Below are 17,648 nucleotides of genomic sequence, written 5' to 3'. Positions count from 1 at the left end.
CAGCTTTGCATTGATGACCCGACAGAGGGAACGCATGACAATATTGAGCTGTAAAGTGACCTCGGTAGAGGCCATTACCGATACGGTTTATCGGGTACGTCTGGTGCCCGAGCAGCCGTTTTCTTTCAAGGCAGGGCAATATCTGATGGTGGTGATGGACGAGCGCGACAAGCGCCCGTTCTCGCTGGCATCAACCCCGACGCAGCAAGATTACATCGAGCTGCACATCGGCGCTTCGGAGCTGAATCTGTACGCCATGGCGGTGATGGATCGCATCCTGAAAGAGCAGGCGATCACCGTCGACGTGCCGCACGGCGACGCCTGGCTGCGGGAAGAGGGCAGCCGTCCGCTGGTGCTGATCGCCGGCGGCACCGGCTTCTCTTACGCGCGCTCAATCTTGTTGACCGCGTTGGAGCAGCAGCCCGATCGCGACATTTCGATCTACTGGGGCGGGCGTGAGCTGAAGCACCTGTACGATTTGAGCGAGCTGGAAGCGCTGTCGTTGCAGCATCCGAATCTGAAGGTGATCCCGGTGGTCGAGCAGCCGGAAGCCGAATGGCGCGGCCGCAGCGGCACCGTGCTCAGCGCGGTGCTGCAGGATTTCGGCACGCTGGCGGAGCATGACATCTACATCGCCGGGCGTTTCGAGATGGCGAAAATCGCCCGTGAGCGTTTCTGCGCCGAGCGCGGCGCGCTGGAAGCGCATATGTTCGGCGACGCGTTTTCGTTTATCTGACCGATGCGGTGCGCAGTGAACGGGGTGGCCGAGGGTCGCCCCGTTTTTATTTGGGCGCCGGCAAACTTCAGGCATAAAAAACCCGCCCCTGACAGGCGGGAAGAACGGCAACTAAACTTGGCGGGATGCCGCGATTTGAAGTGGTGACGCGGTCATCCCAAGATAGACACAGCTAAACGCGTTCAAACACGGTGGCGATACCCTGGCCCAGGCCGATGCACATGGTCGCCAGGCCGAACTGCGCGTCGCGACGTTCCATGTTGTTCAACAGGGTGGTCGAGATGCGGGAGCCTGAACAACCCAGCGGGTGGCCGAGCGCGATGGCGCCGCCGTTCAGGTTGATCTTGTCGTCGATGCTATCCATCAGCCCCAGATCCTTGATGCACGGCAGCGACTGGGCGGCGAACGCCTCGTTCAGCTCGAACAGATCGATGTCCTGCACGCTCAGACCGGCGCGTTTCAGCGCCAGCTTGCTGGCCGGCACCGGGCCGTAACCCATGATGGAAGGATCGCAGCCGACGACCGCCATCGAGCGGATGCGGGCGCGGGCCTTCAAACCGAGCGCTTTGGCGCGCGATTCGCTCATCAGCAGCATGGCGGAAGCGCCGTCCGACAGGGCGGAAGAACTGCCGGCGGTGACGGTGCCGTTGACCGGATCGAACGCCGGACGCAGGGCCGACAGGCTTTCGACGGTGGTTTCCGGGCGAATGACTTCATCGAAATCGTAACGGGTCAGCACGCCATCGGCGTCGTGGCCGTTGGTCGGTATGATCTCGTTTTTAAAGTAGCCGGCCAGCGTCGCCGCATGCGCGCGCTGGTGGGAGCGGGCGGCGAACTCATCCTGCATCTGGCGGCTGATGTTGTGCATCTTGGCCAGCATTTCGGCGGTCAGCCCCATCATCCCGGCGGCTTTGGCCACGCTGCGGCTCAGCCCCGGATGGAAATCCACGCCGTGGTTCATCGGCACATGGCCCATGTGTTCCACGCCGCCGATCAGGCTGACGTGCGCGTCGCCGACCATGATGGCGCGCGCCGCGTCGTGCAGCGCCTGCATCGAAGAGCCGCACAGGCGGTTGACGGTCACCGCCGGTACGCGGTGCGGGATCTCGGCCAGCAGCGCGGCGTTGCGGGCGATGTTGAAGCCTTGTTCCAGCGTCTGCTGCACGCAGCCCCAGTAAATGTCATCGATCTCGGCGGCGTCTAGCGCCGGGTTGCGGCTCAGCACTTCACGCATCAGGTGAGCGGAGAGATCTTCGGCGCGCACCTGGCGGAAGGCGCCGCCCTTGGAGCGGCCCATCGGCGTGCGTACGGCATCAACAATAACTACGTTTTCCATCTTTATGACCTCATGCCGGTTGGCGGGTAGCGACGTCGGACAGCGGTGTCGCCACCGGGTAGTAGCTTTCATTGCGTTCGGCCTTGGCGCGCAGACCGGCCGGCACCTGATACAGGGCGCCGAGGTGTGCGTAACGCTGGGCCAGCTCAACGTAGTTGGCGGTGCCGAGCGTATCCAGGTAGCGGAACGCGCCGCCGTGGAACGGAGGGAAGCCGATGCCGTAGACCAACGCCATATCGGCTTCCGCCGGGCTGGCGACGATCTTCTCTTCCAGGCAGCGAACCACTTCGTTGATCATCGGGATCATCATGCGCGCGATGATTTCTTCGTCGCTGATGGTCTGGCGCGGTTGGCTCACTTCGGCCAGCAGCACATCGGTCTGCTCGTCGTGGTCCTTGCGCGGTTTGCCTTTGCTGTCCTGGCTGTAGCGGTAGAAGCCCAGCTGATTTTTCTGACCGAAGCGCTGGTTGTCGAACATCACGTCAATGGCGTCGCGATAGTCTTTGCTCATGCGATCCGGGAAGCCGGCGGCCATTACCGCCTGCGCGTGGTGCGCGGTGTCGATGCCCACGACGTCGAGCAGGTAGGCCGGGCCCATCGGCCAGCCGAACTGTTTTTCCATCACTTTATCGATCTGACGGAAGTCGGCGCCGTCGCGCAGCAGCAGGCTGAAGCCGGCGAAATACGGGAACAGCACGCGGTTGACGAAGAAGCCCGGGCAGTCGTTCACCACGATCGGCGTTTTGCCCATGCGGCTGGCGTAGGCCACCACTTTGGCGATGGTGTCATCGCTGGTCTGTTCGCCGCGGATGATTTCAACCAGCGGCATGCGGTGTACCGGGTTAAAGAAGTGCATGCCGCAGAAGTTTTGCGGGCGCTTCAGCGATTTTGCCAGGTGATTAATCGGAATGGTCGAGGTGTTCGACGCCAGAACGGTGTCCTCACCGATCAGGTTTTCCACTTCCGACAGCACGGCGGCTTTGACCTTCGGATTCTCGACGACCGCTTCAACGATCACCTGTGCGCGCTCGATGCCGGCGTAGTCCAGCGTCGGCTGAATGGTCGACAGCACCTGCGCCATTTTCAGGCCATCCAGCTTGCCGCGCTCCAGCTGCTTATTGAGCAGCTTGGCCGCTTCGCTCATGCCCAGCGTCAGCGACTTGTCGCTGATGTCTTTCATGATCACCGGCACGCCTTTCAGCGCCGATTGGTAGGCGATGCCGCCGCCCATAATGCCAGCGCCCAGCACCGCCGCCTGTTTCGGCGCATCCACATTCTTGGCCAGCTTTTTCGCCTGGCCCTTCACGAACTGGTCGTTAAGGAAGATGCCGACCAGCGCGCGCGCTTCGTTGGAGCGCGCCAACGGCACGAAGCTGGCGGTTTCCAGTTTCAGCGCTTCATCGCGGCCCAGCTTGGCGGCGGCTTCAATGGTTTTCACCGCGGTCATCGGCGCCGGGTAATGTTTTCCGGCGGTCTGCAGCACCATGCCTTTGGCGGTGGTGAAGCTCATCGCGGCTTCAATCGGGCTGAGCTTCAGCGGCTCCAGCTTAGGTTGACGCACGGCGCGCCAGTCCAGCTTGCCGTCGATCGCCTGTTGCAGCATTTTCAGCGCCGCTTCGGCCAGTTTTTCCGGTGCCACCACCGCATCCACCAGGCCGACTTTCAACGCGTCTTTGGCGCTGACGTCTTTGCCGGCGGCGATGATTTCCAGCGCGCTGTCGTTACCCAGCAGGCGCGGCAGGCGGACGGAACCGCCGAAGCCCGGCATGATGCCCAATTTGGTTTCCGGCAGGCCGATGCGCGCGTCCGGTGAGGCGACGCGGAAATCGGTCGCCAGAATGCATTCGCAACCGCCGCCGAGCGCATAGCCGTTAATGGCCGAAATGGTCGGCACAGGCAAATCTTCCAGCCGGTTAAAGACGTTGTTGGCGAACACCAGCCACTCTTGCAGCTTTTCAGCCGGTGCGGCGAACAGAGAAAGGAATTCGGTGATATCGGCGCCGACGATAAACGCGGCTTTGGAGGAGCGCAGCAGCAGCCCCTTCAGCTCAGGTTGGTTTTCCAGCACGGTGAGCGCTTCGCCTAGGCTGGCGACGGTGCGGGTGTCCAGCTTGTTGACCGAGCCCGATGCGTTGAACACCAGCTCGGCGATGCCGTTATCGAGCCAGTGCAGTTGTAATGTTTCGCCTTGGTAGAGCATGTCTATCTCCTGAATCAGCGTATGATCTGGTATGACCAGATGTTGAGGAGTGTGGTTTTTATGTTAAAAATATGCAAATGAGAGATTGCATATTTGCTGGTCTGATCACATCTCGCCAAGTTAGTTTTTTGATTTAAAACGAAGTTATATTTTATGTGCTATCGGCATTTGCTGGAGTTTGTCGGCCCTCATACACTTGCCTGCAGCGATTTATCATTCAGACGAGGTTAAGCATGAATAAGGCGGCTTGTGTTAAACGCAGCGGCTTATGGAGCATTCCCGCCAGAACCATGACGCTGGCGTGTCTGTTGGTGTTTATGGCGCAGATGGCGACGACCGTGTACCTGCCTTCGCTGCCGACGGTGATGCGCGAGTTGGCAATGAGCCGGCGCGCCACCGAGCTGTCCATTTCGATCTTCGTCATCGGCGCTGCCTTGCCGGTGCTGTTCTGGGGGGCGGCTGCCGATCGCTTTGGCCGCCGAGCGCCGCTGACGCTTTCCCTGCTGCTTTTCATTGGCTGCAGCGGGCTGTTGGCGCTGTGCAGCAACGGCACCCAGCTGCTGGCGCTGCGCGCGCTGCAGGGTGTAGGTGCCGGTGGCGCGGCGATCATTGCGCGTATCATCGTGCGGGATAACTGGAGCGGCGACGAACTGGCGCGGCGTTTGTCGGTGCTCTCCATCGCTTTTATCACCGCGCTGGGCGGCGGTCAGTTTGTCGGCGGCCTGCTCAGCCAATATTCGCACTGGCAGATGGGCTTCGTCTTGATGGGCGCCACCGGTTTGGCCATTCTGGCGCTGATGGCGACGCTGCCGCTGGAGGCGGGGCGCGATCGCGGGCCTCGCCCGGCGATGACGGCTACCTACTTCGCCATCCTGCGGCGGCCGGGATTTTTTTGGCCGGCCTGCGTCGGCGGGCTGGGTTTCGCTACCACGGTGACGCTGCAGGAGGTGAGCCCGTTCGTCATGCAACAGGGTTTTGGTCTCAACGTCACGGCGTTCGGCGCGCTGGGCTTGGTGATCGGCATCGCCTACTTTAGCGGCGCGTTGACGGTGAACCGTAGGGTGGCGCGCGTCGGCGGGAAAAAACTGATGCAAACCGGCAGCGGCATCGTGGCTCTGGCGACGGTGGCGATCCTGATATTGTGGTGGAGCGGCATTCTGGCCGGCCTTTCCGGTATGGCGCTGTTCATCGCGCTGTATTGCCTGACCATTTTTGGCCAGGCGGTGTTGTTTCCCAACAGCATGGCGATGGCGGTCAGCGACGCCAAAGAGTACGGTGCCTATGCGATGGCGCTGTGCGGCTTTCTGCAGCAGTGTCTGGCGGGCGTCGCCGCGGCCGGCGCGGTGTTGTTGGAGCACCATGGCCTGTGGGCGCTGGCGCTGGCGATAGCGTTGCTCGGCCTGGCCGGCTGGTTAATGGTTAAACTGCGGATGTAACGGCATTTGCAGGGAATTGCGAGCTGCTCCGCATGCCCAACGCGATGAGGTTGGTGCGTCGGAGCGCTGTGTTAAGATGACTTCTTTCGTGCTAAGGCATAAGGGTACTGTGATGGAAACGCTGGCTTCTTTGTATAACGACCACCTGGCAGAGCTGCAAAAACGCGCGCGCGAAGTGCTGGAGCGCAACAAGTTGGATGCGCTGCTGATTCACTCCGGGGAACTGCAAAAGGTATTTTTGGACGATCATAGCTATCCGTTCAAAGTGAACGCGCATTTCAAAGCCTGGGTGCCGGTGACGTCGGTGCCGAACTGCTGGTTGTGGATCGACGGTGTCAACAAGCCGAAGCTGTGGTTCTACTCCCCGGTTGACTACTGGCACAGCGTAGAGCCGCTGCCGAACAGTTTCTGGACCAAGTCCCTCGAATTGATGCCGCTGGCCAACGCCGACGCCATCGCCCAGCAGCTTCCGCCGCAGCGCGAGCGCGTGGGCTATATCGGTTATGCGCAACAGCGCGCCCGCGATCTCGGCATCCCTTCTGAGAACATCAACCCGAAAGCGGTGTTGAACTACCTGGATTTCCACCGTTCGATCAAAACCGGCTATGAGCTGGCCTGCATGCGGGAAGCGCAGAAGACGGCGGTAACCGGCCATCGTGCGGCGCATGAGGCCTTCCTCTCCGGCATGAGCGAGTTCGACATCAACCTGGCCTACCTGACGGCGACCGGCCACCGCGATACCGACGTGCCTTACGACAACATCGTGGCGCTGAACGAACACGCTTCGGTGCTGCACTACACCAAGCTGGATCATCAGCCGCCGGCCGAATCCCTGAGTTTCCTGATCGACGCCGGCGCGGAATATAACGGCTACGCCGCCGATCTAACCCGCACCTACGCGGCGCAAAGCGGCAGCGAGTTTGCCCATCTGGTGAAAGATCTCAACGGTGAGCAGCTGGCGTTGATCGATACCATCAAAACCGGCGTGCGTTATACCGACTACCATGTGCAGATGCACCAGCGTATCGCCAAGCTGCTCAAGAATCACAAGTTGGTGAACGGCCTCAGCGAAGAGGCGATGGTTGAAACGGGTATCACCACGCCGTTCCTGCCGCACGGGCTGGGCCACCCGCTGGGCCTGCAGGTGCACGACGCCGCCGGCTTTATGCAGGACGAGCAAGGCACCCATCTGGCGGCGCCGTCCAAGTATCCGTTCCTGCGCTGCACCCGCGTGTTGCAGCCGGGCATGGTGTTGACCATCGAGCCGGGTCTGTACTTCATCGACTCTCTGTTGGCGCCGTGGCGCAGCGGTGAGTTCAAGCAGCACTTCGCCTGGGATCGCATCGATGCGCTGAAGCCGTACGGCGGCATCCGCATCGAAGACAACATCGTGATCCACGAAAAGCGCATCGAGAACATGACGCGCGATCTGAACCTGGCCTGATGCGGCCGTACCCGATACCGGCGGAAGCAACCTGCTTTACCGAAGAAATAAAGAAGAGCCGTTTTATCACCCTGCTGGCGCCGACCAGCGGGGTAGAAGCGGCAAAGGCGTTTATTCAGCAGGTGCGGGATGAGCACCCGGCGGCGCGGCACCATTGTTGGGCTTTCGTCGCCGGCAGCCCCGATGACTCGCAGCAGCTGGGGTTTTCCGACGACGGAGAACCGTCGGGCACCGCCGGCAAACCGATCCTCGCGCAGTTGATGGGCAGCGGTATTGGCGAAGTGACCGCCGTGGTCGTTCGTTACTATGGCGGCGTCAAGCTGGGCACCGGCGGGCTGGTGAAAGCCTATGGCAACGGTGTTCAACAGGCGTTGAAGCAGTTGGCGTTGGCACAAAAGGTGCCGGAAGCCGAATATATCTTGCAGTGCGACTATGCGCAGTTGGCGCTGGTGGAGAACTTGCTGCAGCAAACCGCAGGTCGGATCCTGCAGGGCGAATACGGCGCCGCCGTTGTGCTGCATCTGGCCTTGCCGACCACCGAGGTTGAGCTGTTTGGAAATAAATTGCGTGATCTCAGTCGCGGTAATTTGCAATTAACCCCCATTTCGCAATAATTCCTCCCAATTGAATTGCTAAGGATCGTGCTGAAATGCATTTTCGCGCCATAACCCGTATCGTTGGTCTGCTGGTCATCCTGTTCTCCGGGACGATGTTTATTCCCGGCCTGGTGGCATTGATTTACCGCGATGGGGCGGGGCGTGCGTTCAGCCAAACCTTCTTCGTGGCGCTGACCATCGGTCTGATGCTGTGGTGGCCGAACCGCAAACAGAAACACGAGCTGAAGCCCCGAGAAGGCTTCCTGATCGTCGTGCTGTTCTGGACCGTGCTGGGCAGCGTGGGGGCGTTGCCGTTCCTGTTTTCGGAACGGCCCAACCTGTCGCTGACCGACGCCTTCTTTGAATCCTTCTCGGGATTGACGACCACCGGTGCGACGACGCTGGTGGGGTTGGACTCGCTGCCGAAGGCCATTCTGTTCTATCGCCAGATGCTGCAATGGATGGGCGGCATGGGGATCATCGTGTTAGCGGTGGCGATACTGCCGATACTCGGCGTCGGCGGCATGCAGCTGTATCGGGCGGAAATGCCCGGGCCGCTGAAAGACAACAAGATGCGTCCACGCATCGCCGAAACCGCCAAAACCCTGTGGCTAATCTATGTATTGCTGACCGTCGCCTGTGCGCTGGCGCTCTGGGGAGCTGGGATGTCGGTGTTCGACGCCATTGGCCACAGTTTCTCGACCATCGCCATCGGCGGTTTTTCTACCCACGATGCCAGTATCGGTTATTACGCCAGTCCGACCATCAACACCATCATCGCCGTGTTCCTGCTGATTTCCGGCTGTAACTACGGCCTGCACTTCGCTTTGCTAAGCGGTCGCAGTCTGAAGGTGTATGGGCGCGATCCTGAATTCCGCATGTTCATCTTCGTCCAGTTGACGTTGGTGGTGGTATGCACGTTGGTGCTCTGGGGGCATGGCGTCTATAAGAGCGGTATGGAAACGCTCAATCAGGCGTTCTTCCAGGTGGTATCGATGGCGACCACGGCCGGTTTTACGACCGACAGCATCGCCAAGTGGCCGCTGTTTCTGCCTATGTTGTTGCTGTGCTCGGCGTTCATCGGCGGTTGCGCCGGCTCGACCGGCGGTGGCCTGAAGGTGATTCGTATCCTGCTTCTGTACCTGCAGGGCTCGCGTGAGTTGAAAAGGTTAGTGCACCCCAACGCGGTCTATACCATCAAATTGGGCAACCGTGCGCTACCGGAACGCATTCTGGAGGCGGTATGGGGATTCTTCTCTGCCTATGCGCTGGTGTTTATCGTCAGCATGCTGGCGATCATTGCCACCGGCGTTGACGATTTTTCCGCGTTCGCCGCAGTGACGGCAACGCTCAATAACCTCGGCCCCGGCCTGGGCGTAGTGGCGGATAACTTCACCACGATGCCGGCGGCGGCCAAGTGGATCCTGGTGGTGACGATGCTGTTCGGGCGCCTGGAAGTGTTCACATTGCTGGTGCTGTTCACGCCAACCTTCTGGCGTGAGTGAGTCTGATATAAGGAGTACGCCATGAAGGCATTGATACTTTATTCGAGCCGTGACGGGCAAACACGCGCTATCGCTTCTTATATAGCAAGCAAGCTGCAGGACACGCTGCGTTGTGAGGTGATCGATCTGCTGCAGGCGGAACAGGTCGATCTTAGCCAGTATCAGCAGGTGATGATCGGCGCTTCTATCCGTTACGGGCACTTTAACCCGGCGCTGGATAAATTCGTCAAGCGTCATGCCGAGCAACTGAATCGAATGCCGAGCGCGTTCTTTGCCGTGAACCTGACCGCGCGTAAACCGGAAAAGCGCTCGCCGCAAACCAACGCTTATACTCGCAAGTTCCTGCTGGCCTCGCCGTGGCAGCCAAAACAGTGCGCGGTGTTTGCCGGCGCATTGCGTTATCCGCGCTATCGCTGGTTCGACCGCATCATGATTCAATTTATTATGCGTATGACGGGCGGTGAAACGGATACCAGTAAGGAAGTGGAGTACACCGATTGGCAGCAGGTCGACCGTTTCGCCCAGGAATTTAGCCAGATCCAGTACGAAAAGTGACAAAAATGCGGGTTTGGCCAGCGTTTTGCCGAAAAAAGCCGCGCTTGAAAAGTTTTTTGCAATTAGGGGTTGCGGCCCGCCGAGAACTCCCTATAATGCGCCTCCACTGACCGGGAACAACGACTGACAAGCCGCCGGGTCAGCGAGAAGAAAGCGAAATAAACGCTTGACTCTCCGGGTGAAAAGCGTAATATACGCAGCCCGCGCCGATGAGTTTCTCGGCACTGCTCTTTAACAATTTATCAGACAATCTGTGTGGGCACTCCACAAGACGATATCCAGCATCTTCGGATGCAAAAAAATATCAAGTCTTGAAGAGTGACTAACTGAAGTAAAATTCATGCAGTAAATCTTTGAGCATCGCTTCTCGAGTGGAAGCAAATCAAGCTTTTAATTGAAGAGTTTGATCATGGCTCAGATTGAACGCTGGCGGCAGGCTTAACACATGCAAGTCGAGCGGTAGCACAGGGGAGCTTGCTCCCTGGGTGACGAGCGGCGGACGGGTGAGTAATGTCTGGGAAACTGCCTGATGGAGGGGGATAACTACTGGAAACGGTAGCTAATACCGCATAACGTCGCAAGACCAAAGAGGGGGACCTTCGGGCCTCTTGCCATCAGATGTGCCCAGATGGGATTAGCTAGTAGGTGGGGTAATGGCTCACCTAGGCGACGATCCCTAGCTGGTCTGAGAGGATGACCAGCCACACTGGAACTGAGACACGGTCCAGACTCCTACGGGAGGCAGCAGTGGGGAATATTGCACAATGGGCGCAAGCCTGATGCAGCCATGCCGCGTGTGTGAAGAAGGCCTTCGGGTTGTAAAGCACTTTCAGCGAGGAGGAAGGTGGTGAACTTAATACGTTCATCAATTGACGTTACTCGCAGAAGAAGCACCGGCTAACTCCGTGCCAGCAGCCGCGGTAATACGGAGGGTGCAAGCGTTAATCGGAATTACTGGGCGTAAAGCGCACGCAGGCGGTTTGTTAAGTCAGATGTGAAATCCCCGGGCTCAACCTGGGAACTGCATTTGAAACTGGCAAGCTAGAGTCTCGTAGAGGGGGGTAGAATTCCAGGTGTAGCGGTGAAATGCGTAGAGATCTGGAGGAATACCGGTGGCGAAGGCGGCCCCCTGGACGAAGACTGACGCTCAGGTGCGAAAGCGTGGGGAGCAAACAGGATTAGATACCCTGGTAGTCCACGCTGTAAACGATGTCGATTTGGAGGTTGTGCCCTTGAGGCGTGGCTTCCGGAGCTAACGCGTTAAATCGACCGCCTGGGGAGTACGGCCGCAAGGTTAAAACTCAAATGAATTGACGGGGGCCCGCACAAGCGGTGGAGCATGTGGTTTAATTCGATGCAACGCGAAGAACCTTACCTACTCTTGACATCCAGAGAACTTTCCAGAGATGGATTGGTGCCTTCGGGAACTCTGAGACAGGTGCTGCATGGCTGTCGTCAGCTCGTGTTGTGAAATGTTGGGTTAAGTCCCGCAACGAGCGCAACCCTTATCCTTTGTTGCCAGCGGTTCGGCCGGGAACTCAAAGGAGACTGCCAGTGATAAACTGGAGGAAGGTGGGGATGACGTCAAGTCATCATGGCCCTTACGAGTAGGGCTACACACGTGCTACAATGGCATATACAAAGAGAAGCGACCTCGCGAGAGCAAGCGGACCTCATAAAGTATGTCGTAGTCCGGATTGGAGTCTGCAACTCGACTCCATGAAGTCGGAATCGCTAGTAATCGTAGATCAGAATGCTACGGTGAATACGTTCCCGGGCCTTGTACACACCGCCCGTCACACCATGGGAGTGGGTTGCAAAAGAAGTAGGTAGCTTAACCTTCGGGAGGGCGCTTACCACTTTGTGATTCATGACTGGGGTGAAGTCGTAACAAGGTAACCGTAGGGGAACCTGCGGTTGGATCACCTCCTTACCTAAAGATATTAGTTCGAGTGGCGTGCTCACACAGATTGTCTGATGAAAAAGTAACGAGCAAAAGCGTCATAAAAGTACGGTGTCGTGTCCCCTTCGTCTAGAGGCCTAGGACACCGCCCTTTCACGGCGGTAACAGGGGTTCGAATCCCCTAGGGGACGCCAAGCTTCCGACCCACCCGGTGAAAGCGGCGGTCCCCAGTATCTGACGATACACCATATCTTAAAGATGACTTTCGAGTCATGTTTAAGATATTGCTCTTTAACAATCTGGAACAAGCTGAAAATTGAAACATGACGGCTGAAATTTATCCCTCCGTAGAAGTATTGGGGTAAAGAGTAACCTGTCATAGAGTCTCTCAAATGTTTGCAGCACGAACGATGGAAACATCTTCGGGTTGTGAGGTTAAGTGACTAAGCGTACACGGTGGATGCCTAGGCAGTCAGAGGCGATGAAGGGCGTGCTAATCTGCGAAAAGCGTCGGTAAGGTGATATGAACCGTTACAACCGGCGATACCCGAATGGGGAAACCCAGTGTGTTTCGACACACTATCATGTCATGAATACATAGTGGCATGAGGCGAACCGGGGGAACTGAAACATCTAAGTACCCCGAGGAAAAGAAATCAACCGAGATTCCCCCAGTAGCGGCGAGCGAACGGGGAGGAGCCCAGAACCTGAATCGGCTTGTGTGTTAGTGGAAGCGTCTGGAAAGTCGCGCAGTAAAGGGTGATAGCCCCGTACACTAAAATGCACAGGTCGTGAGTTCGATGAGTAGGGCGGGACACGTGACATCCTGTCTGAATATGGGGGGACCATCCTCCAAGGCTAAATACTCCTGACTGACCGATAGTGAACCAGTACCGTGAGGGAAAGGCGAAAAGAACCCCGGCGAGGGGAGTGAAATAGAACCTGAAACCGTGTACGTACAAGCAGTGGGAGCACCTTCGTGGTGTGACTGCGTACCTTTTGTATAATGGGTCAGCGACTTATATTTTGTAGCAAGGTTAACCGTATAGGGGAGCCGTAGGGAAACCGAGTCTTAACTGGGCGAATAGTTGCAAGGTATAGACCCGAAACCCGGTGATCTAGCCATGGGCAGGTTGAAGGTTGGGTAACACTAACTGGAGGACCGAACCGACTAATGTTGAAAAATTAGCGGATGACTTGTGGCTGGGGGTGAAAGGCCAATCAAACCGGGAGATAGCTGGTTCTCCCCGAAAGCTATTTAGGTAGCGCCTCGTGAACTCATCTTCGGGGGTAGAGCACTGTTTCGGCTAGGGGGCCATCCCGGCTTACCAAACCGATGCAAACTCCGAATACCGAAGAATGTTATCACGGGAGACACACGGCGGGTGCTAACGTCCGTCGTGAAGAGGGAAACAACCCAGACCGCCAGCTAAGGTCCCAAAGTCATGGTTAAGTGGGAAACGATGTGGGAAGGCATAGACAGCCAGGATGTTGGCTTAGAAGCAGCCATCATTTAAAGAAAGCGTAATAGCTCACTGGTCGAGTCGGCCTGCGCGGAAGATGTAACGGGGCTAAACCATGCACCGAAGCTGCGGCAGCGACGCTTAGGCGTTGTTGGGTAGGGGAGCGTTCTGTAAGCCGTTGAAGGTGGCCTGTGAGGGTTGCTGGAGGTATCAGAAGTGCGAATGCTGACATAAGTAACGATAAAGCGGGTGAAAAGCCCGCTCGCCGGAAGACCAAGGGTTCCTGTCCAACGTTAATCGGGGCAGGGTGAGTCGACCCCTAAGGCGAGGCTGAAAAGCGTAGTCGATGGGAAACAGGTTAATATTCCTGTACTTGGTGTTACTGCGAAGGGGGGACGGAGAAGGCTAGGCTAGCCGGGCGACGGTTGTCCCGGTTTAAGCGTGTAGGGGGTGTGACCTGGTAAATCCGGTTGCATATCAACCCTGAGGCGTGATGACGATGCACTACGGTGCAGAAGTAGTTGATGCCCTGCTTCCAGGAAAAGCCTCTAAGCTCCAGGTAACATTGAATCGTACCCCAAACCGACACAGGTGGTCAGGTAGAGAATACCAAGGCGCTTGAGAGAACTCGGGTGAAGGAACTAGGCAAAATGGTGCCGTAACTTCGGGAGAAGGCACGCTGGCATGTAGGTGAAGTCCCTTGCGGATGGAGCTGAAGCCAGTCGAAGATACCAGCTGGCTGCAACTGTTTAATAAAAACACAGCACTGTGCAAACACGAAAGTGGACGTATACGGTGTGACGCCTGCCCGGTGCTGGAAGGTTAATTGATGGGGTCAGCCGCAAGGCGAAGCTCTTGATCGAAGCCCCAGTAAACGGCGGCCGTAACTATAACGGTCCTAAGGTAGCGAAATTCCTTGTCGGGTAAGTTCCGACCTGCACGAATGGCGTAATGATGGCCAGGCTGTCTCCACCCGAGACTCAGTGAAATTGAACTCGCTGTGAAGATGCAGTGTACCCGCGGCAAGACGGAAAGACCCCGTGAACCTTTACTATAGCTTGACACTGAACATTGAGCCTTGATGTGTAGGATAGGTGGGAGGCTTTGAAGCGTGGACGCCAGTCTGCGTGGAGCCATCCTTGAAATACCACCCTTTAATGTTTGATGTTCTAACTCGGCCCCATAATCTGGGGTGAGGACAGTGTCTGGTGGGTAGTTTGACTGGGGCGGTCTCCTCCCAAAGAGTAACGGAGGAGCACGAAGGTTAGCTAATCACGGTCGGACATCGTGAGGTTAGTGCAAAGGCATAAGCTAGCTTGACTGCGAGAGTGACGGCTCGAGCAGGTACGAAAGTAGGTCTTAGTGATCCGGTGGTTCTGAATGGAAGGGCCATCGCTCAACGGATAAAAGGTACTCCGGGGATAACAGGCTGATACCGCCCAAGAGTTCATATCGACGGCGGTGTTTGGCACCTCGATGTCGGCTCATCACATCCTGGGGCTGAAGTAGGTCCCAAGGGTATGGCTGTTCGCCATTTAAAGTGGTACGCGAGCTGGGTTTAGAACGTCGTGAGACAGTTCGGTCCCTATCTGCCGTGGGCGTTGGAAGATTGAGAGGGGTTGCTCCTAGTACGAGAGGACCGGAGTGAACGCACCACTGGTGTTCGGGTTGTCATGCCAATGGCATTGCCCGGTAGCTAAGTGCGGAAAAGATAAGCGCTGAAAGCATCTAAGCGCGAAACTTGCCTCAAGATGAGTCTTCCCTGGGCCTTTAAGGTCCCTGAAGGAACGTTTAAGACTAAGACGTTGATAGGCTGGGTGTGTAAGTGCAGCGATGCATTGAGCTAACCAGTACTAATGATCCGTGAGGCTTAACCTTACAACACCGAAGGTGTTTTTAGAGAGATTTTCAGCGAAGTTCCGAGATTGGTTCTGATGGCTTCAGGAGAGTGAAGCGGTTGGAATAAAACAGAATTTGCCTGGCGGCAATAGCGCGGTGGTCCCACCTGACCCCATGCCGAACTCAGAAGTGAAACGCCGTAGCGCCGATGGTAGTGTGGGGTCTCCCCATGCGAGAGTAGGACACTGCCAGGCATCAAACCAAGCCGAAAGCCCTGAACGTCAGTTCAGGGCTTTTTGCTATGCGTAAAATAAATATCCTGACTGTATCTATTGCTTTGAAAAATACCTTTTTGGCATATGTAGCTTAGTCTTATAAGGAAGAATAATGTTTTTTGTCGGGGGAATAGCCAGTTCATATATAATTGATAGCTTCAGATTATTATTTAAATAATAAAAATGCCTATTTATTAAGGTGTTGATGAGAATTATCCGGTTATATCAAAGATAAGTCTTAATTCTTCAGTGTATTATTCGATAAATTTCACGTTAATTAAAACAAATATTAGCCAGACGCCTCGAATCGAGTAGACTAGGCGAAAGATTATTTCCGTATAGGTATTGAACGTTATGTCTACTGAAAGCGCGTCTTTAAAAAACCACAATACGTTTGCGCTCCCGGTCAACGCAGCGCACCTGGTCATAGCCGATAGAATTGAGCAGATGCTCAAGGTTTGGCAACAAACGCGCAAGCGTCAGGAGCCGCTGCTGATTCTCGGTGAAGGTAGCAACGTGCTGTTCCTGGAGGATTTTTCGGGCACGGTCATGGTCAATCAGCTAAAGGGTATCGACGTCCGGGAAGATAGTGATGCCTGGCATCTCCACGTCAGCTCCGGTGAGAATTGGCATGATCTGGTGCAATATACGCTGCAGGCCGGGATCTGCGGTCTGGAGAACCTGGCGTTGATTCCTGGATTGGCCGGCTCCGCACCTATTCAGAACATCGGCGCCTACGGCGTCGAATTGAAAGACGTTTGCGAGTATGTCGATCTGCTGGATTTCTCTACCGGCGCTATCGATCGCATTCCGGCTGCCGAGTGTGGTTTCGGCTACCGGGAAAGTATTTTCAAACACCGTTTCCAAACCGGGCATGTCATTGTTGGGCTGGGTTTACGCCTCAACAAACAGTGGCAACCCAAATTGAGCTACGGCGATCTGGCTAAGCTGGATCCCGCTACGGTGACGCCGCTTCAGGTATTTGAATCCGTATGCGCCATGCGCCGCAGCAAGCTGCCCGATCCGCGTGAAACCGGCAATGCCGGCAGCTTCTTCAAGAATCCGCTGGTGAACGCAGAGAAAGCCGCAGAACTCATCGCCAAATATCCTGGCATACCGCATTATCCGCAGCAGGATGGCCAGGTGAAGCTGGCCGCCGGCTGGCTTATCGACCAATGCGAGCTGAAAGGATATCGTCTCGGTGGGGCTGCGGTACACCGCCAGCAGGCGCTGGTACTGGTGAACATCGACAACGCCCACAGCCAGGATGTGGTGGCGCTGGCGCGCCACGTACGCAAGACGGTGGCCGATAAATTTGGCGTCTGGCTGGAGCCTGAGGTGCGTTTTATTGGCGCGACCGGTGAGCTGAATGCCGTGGCGGTGTTGTCATGAAAGATACCAAGGTTCCGTTAAAACTGATCGCGCAGCTGGCCGACGGCGAATTCCATTCCGGGGAACACCTCGGTGAGTCACTCGGCATGAGCCGTGCTGCGATCAATAAGCATATTCAAACCATTCGCGAGTGGGGGCTGGATGTTTTTACCGTGCCAGGCAAAGGTTACAGCCTGCCTGGTGCCATCCAGCTGTTGGAAGCCGAGCGTATCCTCAGCCTGCTGGAAGACAAGCGTGTAAGCGTGTTGCCGGTGGTCGATTCCACCAACCAATACTTGCTGGACCGCATCGCCGAGCTGCACTCCGGTGACGCCTGCGTCGCTGAATACCAACAGGCGGGGCGTGGGCGCCGTGGGCGGCAGTGGATCTCTCCATTCGGCGCTAATTTATACTTGTCGATGTTCTGGCGCTTGGAGCAAGGCCCGGCGGCGGCCATGGGGCTCAGCTTGGTAATCGGGATGGTGATGGCGGAAGTTCTGCAGCGTCTCGGTGCCGCAGACGTGCGCGTTAAGTGGCCTAACGATCTTTATCTGAACGATCGTAAACTGGCCGGGATTCTGGTCGAACTGACGGGAAAAACCGGCGATGCGGCTCAACTGGTCATCGGTGCCGGCATCAACCTGGCGATGCGGGATACCAACGCCAGCGCCATTACCCAGGGCTGGATTAACCTACAGGAAGCGGGAATTCAGATCGATCGTAATGAGCTGGCTGCAACCCTGCTCAATGAGCTGCGTCAGTCGTTGAAACAGTTTGAGATAGACGGACTGGCGCCCTTTATCGGTCGCTGGCGTACCCTGGATAACTTTATCGACAGACCGGTCAAGCTCCTGATTGGCGAGCGGCAGATTGTGGGCATCGCCCGAGGCATCGATTCGCAGGGGGCGCTACTGCTGGAACAAGACGGGGAGATAAAACCCTTCATCGGCGGGGAGATATCGCTGCGCAGTGCGGAATAGTTAGTGAAA

General features: G+C 56.9%; 10 protein-coding genes, 1 tRNA gene and 3 rRNA genes. 12 read left to right on the top strand and 2 right to left on the bottom strand.

Annotated elements, in window-relative coordinates:
• Positions 1-34: 34 nt before the first annotated feature.
• The gene (fre, locus tag GF111_RS11685) at positions 35-736 is read left to right on the top strand and encodes an NAD(P)H-flavin reductase (RefSeq protein ID WP_004934474.1); all 702 of its coding nucleotides are present in this window, start codon (positions 35-37) and stop codon (positions 734-736) included.
• Positions 737-908: 172 nt separating this feature from the next.
• Here the strand turns inward: fre and fadA are convergent, their stop codons facing one another.
• Together fadA and fadB are read right to left on the bottom strand one after the other, a co-directional pair.
• On the bottom strand, positions 909-2,072 hold the full coding sequence (fadA, locus tag GF111_RS11680) for an acetyl-CoA C-acyltransferase FadA (protein WP_025304928.1): 1,164 nt from the start codon (positions 2,070-2,072) through the stop codon (positions 909-911).
• Positions 2,073-2,082: 10 nt separating this feature from the next.
• Positions 2,083-4,272, bottom strand: a complete 2,190-nt coding sequence (gene fadB / locus GF111_RS11675; RefSeq protein ID WP_038874192.1) for a fatty acid oxidation complex subunit alpha FadB — start codon at positions 4,270-4,272, stop codon at positions 2,083-2,085.
• A 233-nt stretch (positions 4,273-4,505) separates the two neighbouring features.
• On the opposite strand from fadB, the gene GF111_RS11670 reads away from it, so the two are divergent.
• The 11 genes from GF111_RS11670 to birA all read left to right on the top strand — a co-directional run bounded on the left by GF111_RS11670 (position 4,506) and on the right by birA (position 17,639).
• Entirely contained in the window at positions 4,506-5,708 is a 1,203-nt protein-coding gene (locus tag GF111_RS11670; protein ID WP_186766917.1) for an MFS transporter, read from the top strand.
• Between the two features lie 112 nt (positions 5,709-5,820).
• Positions 5,821-7,152 (top strand): Xaa-Pro dipeptidase, encoded by a 1,332-nt coding sequence (gene pepQ, locus GF111_RS11665; RefSeq protein WP_047729359.1) that lies wholly within the window; start codon positions 5,821-5,823, stop codon positions 7,150-7,152.
• Positions 7,152-7,766 (top strand): IMPACT family protein, encoded by a 615-nt coding sequence (locus GF111_RS11660; RefSeq protein WP_047729358.1) that lies wholly within the window; start codon positions 7,152-7,154, stop codon positions 7,764-7,766. The genes pepQ and GF111_RS11660 overlap by 1 nt, the downstream gene beginning before the upstream one ends.
• Positions 7,767-7,801: 35 nt before the next feature.
• A complete protein-coding gene (trkH, locus tag GF111_RS11655; RefSeq protein ID WP_004934492.1) occupies positions 7,802-9,253 on the top strand; it encodes a Trk system potassium transporter TrkH in 1,452 nt (483 codons plus the stop codon).
• Positions 9,254-9,274: 21 nt separating this feature from the next.
• Positions 9,275-9,808 (top strand): menaquinone-dependent protoporphyrinogen IX dehydrogenase, encoded by a 534-nt coding sequence (gene hemG, locus GF111_RS11650; protein ID WP_025304933.1) that lies wholly within the window; start codon positions 9,275-9,277, stop codon positions 9,806-9,808.
• Between the two features lie 391 nt (positions 9,809-10,199).
• A 16S ribosomal RNA gene (locus tag GF111_RS11645) occupies positions 10,200-11,741 on the top strand.
• An 88-nt stretch (positions 11,742-11,829) separates the two neighbouring features.
• Positions 11,830-11,905: transfer RNA gene (locus GF111_RS11640), tRNA-Glu, on the top strand.
• Positions 11,906-12,144: 239 nt separating this feature from the next.
• Positions 12,145-15,052, top strand: a 23S ribosomal RNA gene (locus GF111_RS11635).
• A 99-nt stretch (positions 15,053-15,151) separates the two neighbouring features.
• Positions 15,152-15,267: ribosomal RNA gene (gene rrf / locus GF111_RS11630) — 5S ribosomal RNA — on the top strand.
• The 16S, 23S and 5S rRNA genes sit together here with 1 tRNA gene alongside, the layout of an rRNA operon.
• A 375-nt stretch (positions 15,268-15,642) precedes the next feature.
• The gene (gene murB / locus GF111_RS11625; protein ID WP_047729353.1) at positions 15,643-16,680 is read left to right on the top strand and encodes a UDP-N-acetylmuramate dehydrogenase; all 1,038 of its coding nucleotides are present in this window, start codon (positions 15,643-15,645) and stop codon (positions 16,678-16,680) included.
• On the top strand, positions 16,677-17,639 hold the full coding sequence (birA, locus tag GF111_RS11620) for a bifunctional biotin--[acetyl-CoA-carboxylase] ligase/biotin operon repressor BirA (RefSeq protein WP_060435485.1): 963 nt from the start codon (positions 16,677-16,679) through the stop codon (positions 17,637-17,639). Before murB ends, birA begins: the two co-directional genes overlap by 4 nt.
• Positions 17,640-17,648: the final 9 nt, after the last annotated feature.

This window comes from Serratia sp. HRI, from assembly GCF_010119335.3.
GTDB lineage: Bacteria > Pseudomonadota > Gammaproteobacteria > Enterobacterales > Enterobacteriaceae > Serratia > Serratia nevei.
This window is presented reverse-complemented; position numbering and strand designations above follow the sequence as displayed.